Annotated in this window: 1 protein-coding gene; it reads left to right on the top strand. The window is 56.6% G+C overall.

Translation table 11 applies throughout. The features are described 5' to 3' along the window. The first annotated feature begins 586 nt into the window (after positions 1 to 586). Positions 587 to 2,245 (top strand): group II intron reverse transcriptase/maturase, encoded by a 1,659-nt coding sequence (gene ltrA, locus PQQ96_RS41880; protein ID WP_408303261.1) that lies wholly within the window; start codon positions 587 to 589, stop codon positions 2,243 to 2,245. Positions 2,246 to 2,310: the final 65 nt, after the last annotated feature.

Here is a 2,310-nt window from a genome sequence, read left to right as displayed (position 1 = left end):
CTGCGACACGAAGTTGCTTGCAGGAGCTGTTCCCGCGTCAACATGAGGGAACCGCCCGTGTCACCGGGCGAGTCTAGGAGTCTGAATAAAGAGCGACTCTGACAATGTAACGAAGCATCGCAAGATGCGGGGTATCAATCGCGAGAGGCGTACCCTTCTGGCAGCCACACGCCGGATGAGTGCTAGACAGTCGGCATGGCGAACACATGTGAATCTGCGATAAAGGTCGTTATTCTAAACAAGCGGAAGTGGCTACTGCGCTTGAGCCAAAATGGCAACGGAGGTGGGAAGAGCGTCTTCACTTATACGCCCTCGTGACCCATACGCCTCCCGGTCGACAGCAGGCGCCTAACCCGACATGCTTTCGCAAGCGGAACGTGGAAATCCCGTATCGCTCCCCTCGGGGACAGCAAACCGCAAGGCTTGCCCATGGCGATGCGGGCGAAGGATTGAGGACAAAGCGAACGCCATCCTGTAATCGGATGGATAGGGGTTGCAACATCATCCCACGCGAAAGCGGGCAGACTTCCTCGTGGTCTCTCATCACAAGAGAGTAGGTAGAACCATCTTAACGGAAGGGAAGCAAATGGACGCAGCAACACCAGCGTGTGCGCCTTCCGGCGTGGCATGGGACGGCATCAGTTGGGCCGATGTCCAGCGTCAGGTAAGACGGCTGCAAGCACGTATTGTGAAGTGGACACAGGCCGGCAGGCACAACAAGGTGAAAGCCTTGCAATGGCTGCTGACCCACTCGTTCAGCGGCAAGGCAATAGCCGTCAAGCGGGTGACTGAAAACAAAGGCAAGAACACCCCCGGTGTCGACAAGGTCATCTGGAAAACACCGGGGGCAAAGACCAACGCGATTGCGTCGTTGAAGAGACGGGGTTATTCGGCTCTTCCGCTTCGGAGGGTAACGATACCGAAGAAGAACGGCAAAATGAGGCCGCTCGGCATACCCGTGATGCGCTGCAGGGCGATGCAAGCATTGCATCTGCTTGCTCTGGAGCCGGTTGCGGAAACCACTGCCGACCCGAACTCGTATGGGTTCAGGCCGGAGCGCTCAACCGCCGACGCGGGGGAGCAATGCTTCATCGCCCTCGCGAGAAAGACAAGCGCGCAGTGGGTGCTGGAAGCCGACATCAAGGCCTGTTACGACGAGATCAGCCACGCATGGATGGTCGCCAACATCCCCACGGACAAGGTGATCCTGCAGAAGTGGCTCAAGGCGGGATATGTGTATCAGGACGAACTCTTCCCGACCGTTGCCGGGGTCCCTCAAGGGGGAATTATTTCACCGGTAGTGGCCAACATGACGTTAGATGGTCTTGAAGCGATGCTGAGGAAGAAATTCCCGGCTGCAAAGCGAACAGGCTTGAAAATGCACATGGTGCGGTACGCGGACGACTTCATCATCACCGGCAACTCGAAAAAGTGGCTGGAACACGAGGTCAAACCTGCGGTGGTCGCATTTCTGGCGGAACGAGGGCTCGTCCTATCGCCGGACAAGACCAAGGTAACGCACATCGACGAAGGGTTCGACTTCCTCGGATGGAATATCCGCAAGTACAACGGCAAGCTGTTGATGAAGCCGTCGAAAGCGAACGTCAAAGCGCACCTTGACAAGATCCGGGAAGTCACCAAAGGCAACAAGACGGCCAAACAAGCACACTTGATACGCCTGCTCAACCCGATTCTGCGGGGCTGGGCAAACTATCACCGCCATGCGGTCGCCAAGGAAACCTTTGCTCGGGTTGATACGTATGTCTGGTCAATGCTGTGGCAATGGGCGGTTCGACGGCATCCAGAGAAAGGAGCCCGCTGGGTCAAAGATAAATACTTCAAAACCCAAGGCACCCGCAACTGGGTATTTGCCACAACCGAAAAACAAGAGGATGGGAGGAAGAAGGAACTCGTCCTGCTGAAAGCGGCGGACACGCCGATAAAGCGGCATGTCAAGATCAAGGCCGGGGCCAATCCGCACGACCCACAGTGGGAACCATACTTCGAGACCCGATGGGGCAAGAGGATGATGAACCTGCCAGGGGGCCGCGCGAAGCTCTACCGGGTCTGGCTGAGGCAGGATGGCCTGTGTCCGACCTGTCAGGAACCGATCGCAATAGGTACCCCTTGGGTCACCCGCTTCATTGTGAAAAGAACCGACGGTGGGTCGATTGCAGCGGGCAACATTCAACTGCACCATCCCGGTTGTCATGGAATTCAAAAGTACGCCGGAAATAAAGTGTGAAAGCGGGTGTCGAAAGATGCCTTGGCAGAGGCTTGAGCTGTATGCAGGGAAACTTGCACGTACAG

This window comes from Paraburkholderia sediminicola (genome assembly GCF_046027825.1).
GTDB lineage: Bacteria > Pseudomonadota > Gammaproteobacteria > Burkholderiales > Burkholderiaceae > Paraburkholderia > Paraburkholderia sediminicola_D.
Note: the sequence above shows the minus strand (reverse complement) of the source record. Positions and strands in the feature narration are given on the sequence as shown.

Bases quoted from the DNA above. Each gene is read 5' to 3' on its own strand.
- ltrA (WP_408303261.1), top strand. From the start codon at position 587: ATGGACGCAGCAACACCAGCGTGTGCGCCTTCCGGCGTGGCATGGGAC.